Genomic DNA, 4,886 nt, shown 5'->3' with positions numbered 1-4,886 from the left:
GGGTTGGTCGGGGTGGTTCACGAGGCACACGTGCTCGCGGCCTGGCGGGCGGATCCGCTGGCGCCGGTGTCGGAGATCATGGCGCGTGTTCGCAAGCCGCCGCAGGGCCTGGGAGACATCGGGCACCGGCGTCTGCACCGGGCCCGGCTGGCTGCTCGGACGAAGGGGAGGCAGAAGCTCTTCTGACGGTCGTGGCCCGGGCGGTAGGATGGGGGCGTCGTGTCAGAAGCCGCCCCCGCCGCCTGGACCGTGTACATGCTGCGCTGTCGCGACGGCACGCTCTACACGGGCGCCACCAACAACCTGGAGCGTCGGCTCGCCACGCATGGCCGGGGCAAGGGCGCCGCGTACACGCGAGCCCGGCTGCCGGTGGTGCTGGTGTGGAGCGAGCCCGCCGAGGATCGCGGGGCCGCGCTGCGCCGGGAGGCCGCCATCAAGCGGCTCACGCGCGCGGACAAGCTGCGGCTGTGCTCGCGGCGGCCCGGAAGACGTTGACGCTGCTCCCCGCGGCTTGTTGGCCGCGCGGAGCTCCAGGGCCGCACGGAGTGCGGGCCGCGCGACAGTTGGCGCCCGACTTTCCTCTGTTTCATCGTCCAGTGATGACCCACCCGGGGCCGGTGGGCGGGTATACGGAATCCGGGGCTCGAATTAGGGTGTGGACGTTCCTTGCAGGGAGATGTCCATGCCTCGGTCTCGCTCGTTCTTGTTCGTCTTGCTCGCGCTGGGAGGGCTGGGGGCCGGTTGCTACCCGACGCCCAACCACATGCCCGTCATCCTCAAGGGACCCCGTCCCCTGGGCTCTCCGTCGACCCCGGGCGGGCTGAAGTTCGAGGAGGGGACGGAGATCCAGCTCCAGCTGGAGGTGAAGGACCAGGACAACGACGAGGTCTTCTTCCGCTGGTCGCAGGTGCCCGCGGAGCCGGCCGGCGCGTTCAGCAGCACCACGGTGGCCACGCCCACCTGGACGGTGCCCTCGCCTCCGGAGGACCCGAACACGCCCATCTACCTCTACGTGGAGGTGGAGGACGGCAACGACGGCATCCTGATTGGCCAGTCGCCTGCCATCTTCGTCATCCCGAAGTAGCGCGTCCTACCCGGCGGCGGTGGCCGTGGGGGGAGGGGAGCCGGGCCGCTGCTTCGCACGGCCCCGCGCGCGCACGGCGACGAGGATGGCCACCACCAGGCCCGCGCCCGCGCCGATGGCCGCGCCCATGAGCTGCGAGTGCATCAGCGACGCCGTCACGCTGCGCACCACCTCCGGCAGGTTGCACATGGTCTGCGTGGCCAGCGGCGTGCTGTTGTTCCACTCGATGTACGAGGGGGCCGCGAGCGACGCGACGAACGTGCCCAGCAGCGTGCCGGCCAGGATGAAGATGAGGAACGTCTTGAACAGGGCCATGGAAGGGACCTCCTCGGCGGGTGGGCGGCGGGCCGTCCTTAGTATGCGTCCGCGCGCCGCGAAAGGGGCGAAGGCATGCTAAGGGAGGGGCCGTGCCGCTCCTGCCACTCGCCATCCTGTTCGGTGTCACCTCGCTCGTGTGCGCGGTCATCCTGGTGATGCACGCCTTCCGCCGCAGCGTGGGCACGGGGGTGATGGTGCTGCTCATCCCCTGCTACATGCTCGTCTACGCCTTCAGCCAGTTCGAGCACCCGCGCAAGAACCTCATCGTCGCCGGCTTCCTGGCCAGCACCGTGTTGACCGCGGTCTTCCTGGGCATGGGCGCCCACGGGCTCGCGGACGTGGCGGCGCGCACCCCGCCCCCTGGCTTCTAGTGTCCCCGGCCTCCGCGACCCTGCCGGATGCCCGCTGCGGTCAGCATCCGGAGGTGGTCGCGGTGGCCCTCTGCGCGCGCTGCGGCGGCTTCCTGTGCGGTGCGTGCACGGAGGTGCTGGAGGAGACGGCGTACTGCGAGCCGTGCGCCGGACGGCGCTGGCGGGAGACGCGGCCGTCGCGCGCGGTCCAGGTGATGCTGGGGGCCAACGTCCTGGGGCTCCTGTTCCTCTCCGCGCCGGTGACGCAGCTGTCGTGGACGGCGCAGCCCGGGAGGATGAGCGGGGTCCAGGCCACGCTGCTGCAACTGGGGTGGACGCTGGCCGCGGGGGTGGGCGGCACCGCCCTCTCCACGTGGAAGCTGAGTCGCCACGCTCAACCGGGCGTGTTCCTGCGCGGGGGTGGGTTGACGCTCGGCCTGCGCATCCTGGCCGCGCTGAACCTGCTGGGCCTGGCGCTGTGGACCGCGCTCGCCGTCGGCTGGGTGTACTTCTTCCGCCTGAGGTCCTGAGCCGTGCGTGCTTGCGTCACACGCCGCGCGCGTTGGGGTCCCACAGGTACTTGTGCATCTGGAGCTGGAAGCGCACGGGGAGCCGGTCCTCGATGATCCACTCCGCGAGCTGGCGCGGGTGGAGCTTGTCGAAGACGGTGGAGAACAGGACGCCGTAGGGCTTCGTGCCCAGGCGGTGCTCGGTGATGAGCGCGCGCGACCACTCGTAGTCCTCGCGCGAACCGATGACGAGCTTGAGCTCGTCGTTGGCGTTCATCGACACGAGGTTGCGGTAGTCATTGCGGTCGCTCTCGCCCGACGACGGCGTCTTCATGTCCACGATTTTATGGACGGCCGGGGGCACGAGCCGCACGTCGATGGCGCCGCTCGTCTCCAGCAGCACCTTGAGGCCCGCGTCGAGCAGCGACTCCATCAGCGGGTAGACGCCGGGCTGGAGCAGGGGCTCGCCGCCCGTCACCTCCACCGCGGGCGTGTTCAGCGCCAGGATCTGCGTGACGATGTCCGCGTTCTTCATGCGGCTGCCGCCGTGGAAGGCGAACTCGCTGTCGCAGTACGTGCAGCGCAGGTGGCAGCCCGTGAGGCGGATGAAGGCGCAGAGCAGGCCGGCGTGGGACGACTCGCCCTGGAGCGAGAGGTAGATCTCCCTCACCACCACGGAGTCGGCGGAGGGGACGCGGCGGGGCTCGATGTGCGGGCGTGCGACGGGCATGGCGGACGGTGCGGAGGGGCGCATCAAGCGCACCTGGGGGGCCCGGGTCAAGCCCGGTGCCATATCCAGGGACGAACGCGCCCCGGAGGGCGGGGAATTCCAGGGCGGGCGGCGGGCCCCGGCTCCAGGCCGCTAGCCTGGAGGCAGGCCGCGCCGGGCCTTCACCCGGTCGATGAAGGTGTCGATGAGGTGGCGCGCGATGCTCAGCCGGGGCGGGATGCGCGGCAGGTCGTCCACGTCGAACCACCGGGCCTCGGCGATCTCCTTGCCGTCCACGGTGATGTCGCCGCCCGCGTACTCGGCCATGAAGCCCACCATGAGCGAGCGGCCGAACGGCCACGGCTGGCTGCCGAAGTAGGTGAGGTCCTTCAGGTCCACCCCCACCTCCTCCTTCACCTCGCGCAGGACGGTCTCCTCCAGGGACTCGCCCGGATCCACGAAGCCCGCCACGGTGCTGAAGAACGGCTCCGGGAAGGTGGCGTTGCGCGCCAGCAGCATCTGGTCGCCCCGGGTGATGAGGACGATGACCGCGGGCGAGATGCGCGGGTAGAAGGGCGTGTGGTCCACCGGGCAGCGGCGCGCGCGCTCGCCCGCGACGAGCTGCGTGGCGGTGCCGCACCGGCCGCAGAAGCGGTGGTTCACCTCCCACTCCGCGATGGACACCGCGCGACCGGCCACGGCGAACGTCACCTCGTCCACCTGCTTGTAGAGCGAGCGGGCGGGGACGGTCTTCATCCCTTCTGGCGGCGCGAAGTCCGCGGGCAACGGCACGGCGTAGCAGTCAGTGTCGTCGAGCACGCCCAGGAAGTGGGCGCTGGCGGCGAGCTCCGGCACGGCCGCGCCCCGGAGCAGGGCGAGCGGGCCGTCGGCTTGGGGCACGAGCAGGTCCATGCCGCGCACGGCGAACAGGAGCGCGGTGTCGCGCGAACGGGCGGGCGGGTCATACCCGGGCTGGAAGCGTTTCGGGGGGCTCACGGGGGCCACCTTAACGGACGGCGCGGCGGGGCGCCGCGCGCTATGCTCCCGGCGTCCTGCTTTCCGGGGAGTCACGCGTGAACGCCCTCATCCTGCGGCTGGTCTGTGGCCTGCTCTTCACCGGCATGGTGCTGGGCGTGGCGACCCATCCCCCCAAGGACCTCACCCAGGGCCTGGGCATGATGCTGCCCGCGACGATGCTGCTGGGCGTGGCGCTGAAGGGGCCGAAGGGCCGCTCGCGCCTGCCGAAGAAGCGCGTGCCGCCCGCGCCGCCGGTGTCCGGTGGGACGCCCGGAGTCTGAGGCGTCCCGACTCCGAGCCGGGCGTGGACGTCAGTAGACGGCGATCAACTGCACGTCGAAGACGAGCACGGAGTCGCCGGGGATGACCGGCGGCGAACCCTCGCTGCCGTAGCCCAGCTCCGAGGGGATGACGAGCTTGCGCGTGCCGCCCGCGCGCATCCCGGCGACGCCCTCGTCCCAGCCTTCGATGACGCGGCCCTGGCCGAGGTTGAAGGAGAAGGGCGTTCCGCGCGGCCGGCTGCTGTCGAACATCGAGCCGTCCGGAAGCCAGCCGGAGTAGTGCACCTGGACGACCTTCCCGGCGACGGCCTCCGCGCCGGTGCCGACCGTCAGGTCCTGCGTGTACAGCCCGGAGTCGCTCTTGTTCATCGCGCCCAGGTCCACGCCCAGCGCCTCGGCGTACGTCACCTTGGCGGGGTCGCCCGAGGAAGAATCACCACAGCCCGCGAGGGCCAGCACGGCACCGAGAAGAAGGGTTCGAAGCATGGCCCGCAGCCTGCCCCGCACGCGCGCCCCGGGGAAGAGGGGAGGGGCCCCGCGCGGCCTGCCCGCCCGGACGGCGCCCCTGAAGCGGGAGGCGGCGGGGCCTGCTTGAAGCCCGCGAGCGAGGCGTTTATG

The 4,886-nt window shown here is 71.4% G+C and carries 9 protein-coding genes and 1 pseudogene; 6 read left to right on the top strand and 4 right to left on the bottom strand.

The window, feature by feature from the left end; all coding sequences use genetic code 11:
- From D7V93_RS37920 to D7V93_RS37910, 3 genes and pseudogenes are all read left to right on the top strand, one after another.
- A pseudogene (locus D7V93_RS37920) lies at positions 1–186 on the top strand (CBS domain-containing protein); the annotation flags it as partial.
- Positions 187–255: 69 nt separating this feature from the next.
- Positions 256–495: a GIY-YIG nuclease family protein gene (locus D7V93_RS37915; protein WP_120614598.1), complete on the top strand. Its 240-nt coding sequence runs from the start codon at positions 256–258 to the stop codon at positions 493–495.
- Positions 496–682: 187 nt separating this feature from the next.
- Entirely contained in the window at positions 683–1,084 is a 402-nt protein-coding gene (locus D7V93_RS37910; RefSeq protein WP_147451554.1) for a hypothetical protein, read from the top strand.
- 6 nt (positions 1,085–1,090) lie between these two features.
- Here D7V93_RS37910 and D7V93_RS37905 read toward each other — a convergent pair whose 3' ends face one another.
- Complete coding sequence (locus D7V93_RS37905) at positions 1,091–1,399, bottom strand: hypothetical protein (protein ID WP_120647959.1); 309 nt, start codon at positions 1,397–1,399, stop codon at positions 1,091–1,093.
- Between the two features lie 92 nt (positions 1,400–1,491).
- Between D7V93_RS37905 and D7V93_RS37900 the strand changes: the two genes are divergently transcribed.
- Positions 1,492–1,773 (top strand): hypothetical protein, encoded by a 282-nt coding sequence (locus D7V93_RS37900; protein WP_120647958.1) that lies wholly within the window; start codon positions 1,492–1,494, stop codon positions 1,771–1,773.
- On the top strand, positions 1,773–2,282 hold the full coding sequence (locus D7V93_RS37895; protein WP_120647957.1) for a hypothetical protein: 510 nt from the start codon (positions 1,773–1,775) through the stop codon (positions 2,280–2,282). The genes D7V93_RS37900 and D7V93_RS37895 overlap by 1 nt, the downstream gene beginning before the upstream one ends.
- Positions 2,283–2,298: 16 nt before the next feature.
- On the opposite strand, the gene D7V93_RS37890 is transcribed toward D7V93_RS37895, so the two are convergent.
- Both D7V93_RS37890 and nudC read right to left on the bottom strand, forming a co-directional pair.
- The gene (locus D7V93_RS37890) at positions 2,299–2,991 is read right to left on the bottom strand and encodes a radical SAM protein (protein ID WP_120647956.1); all 693 of its coding nucleotides are present in this window, start codon (positions 2,989–2,991) and stop codon (positions 2,299–2,301) included.
- A gap of 132 nt (positions 2,992–3,123) precedes the next feature.
- Positions 3,124–3,966: an NAD(+) diphosphatase gene (gene nudC, locus D7V93_RS37885; protein ID WP_120647955.1), complete on the bottom strand. Its 843-nt coding sequence runs from the start codon at positions 3,964–3,966 to the stop codon at positions 3,124–3,126.
- A gap of 77 nt (positions 3,967–4,043) precedes the next feature.
- On the opposite strand from nudC, the gene D7V93_RS37880 reads away from it, so the two are divergent.
- The gene (locus D7V93_RS37880) at positions 4,044–4,268 is read left to right on the top strand and encodes a hypothetical protein (RefSeq protein WP_120647954.1); all 225 of its coding nucleotides are present in this window, start codon (positions 4,044–4,046) and stop codon (positions 4,266–4,268) included.
- 30 nt (positions 4,269–4,298) lie between these two features.
- On the opposite strand, the gene D7V93_RS37875 is transcribed toward D7V93_RS37880, so the two are convergent.
- Positions 4,299–4,754, bottom strand: coding sequence for an FKBP-type peptidyl-prolyl cis-trans isomerase (locus tag D7V93_RS37875; protein ID WP_120647953.1), 456 nt, complete (start codon positions 4,752–4,754; stop codon positions 4,299–4,301).
- Between the last annotated feature and the right edge of the window lie 132 nt (positions 4,755–4,886).

It is taken from the genome of Corallococcus llansteffanensis (assembly GCF_003612055.1).
GTDB classification, from domain to species: domain Bacteria; phylum Myxococcota; class Myxococcia; order Myxococcales; family Myxococcaceae; genus Corallococcus; species Corallococcus llansteffanensis.
The sequence above is the reverse complement of the archived record's forward strand: the minus strand, read 5'-3'. Positions and strand labels throughout refer to the sequence as shown.

Bases quoted from the DNA above. Each gene is read 5' to 3' on its own strand.
- D7V93_RS37915 (WP_120614598.1), top strand. From the start codon at position 256: ATGCTGCGCTGTCGCGACGGCACGCTCTACACGGGCGCCACCAACAAC.
- D7V93_RS37910 (WP_147451554.1), top strand. From the start codon at position 683: ATGCCTCGGTCTCGCTCGTTCTTGTTCGTCTTGCTCGCGCTGGGAGGG.
- D7V93_RS37905 (WP_120647959.1), bottom strand. From the start codon at position 1,399: ATGGCCCTGTTCAAGACGTTCCTCATCTTCATCCTGGCCGGCACGCTG.
- D7V93_RS37890 (WP_120647956.1), bottom strand. From the start codon at position 2,991: ATGCCCGTCGCACGCCCGCACATCGAGCCCCGCCGCGTCCCCTCCGCC.
- D7V93_RS37875 (WP_120647953.1), bottom strand. From the start codon at position 4,754: ATGCTTCGAACCCTTCTTCTCGGTGCCGTGCTGGCCCTCGCGGGCTGT.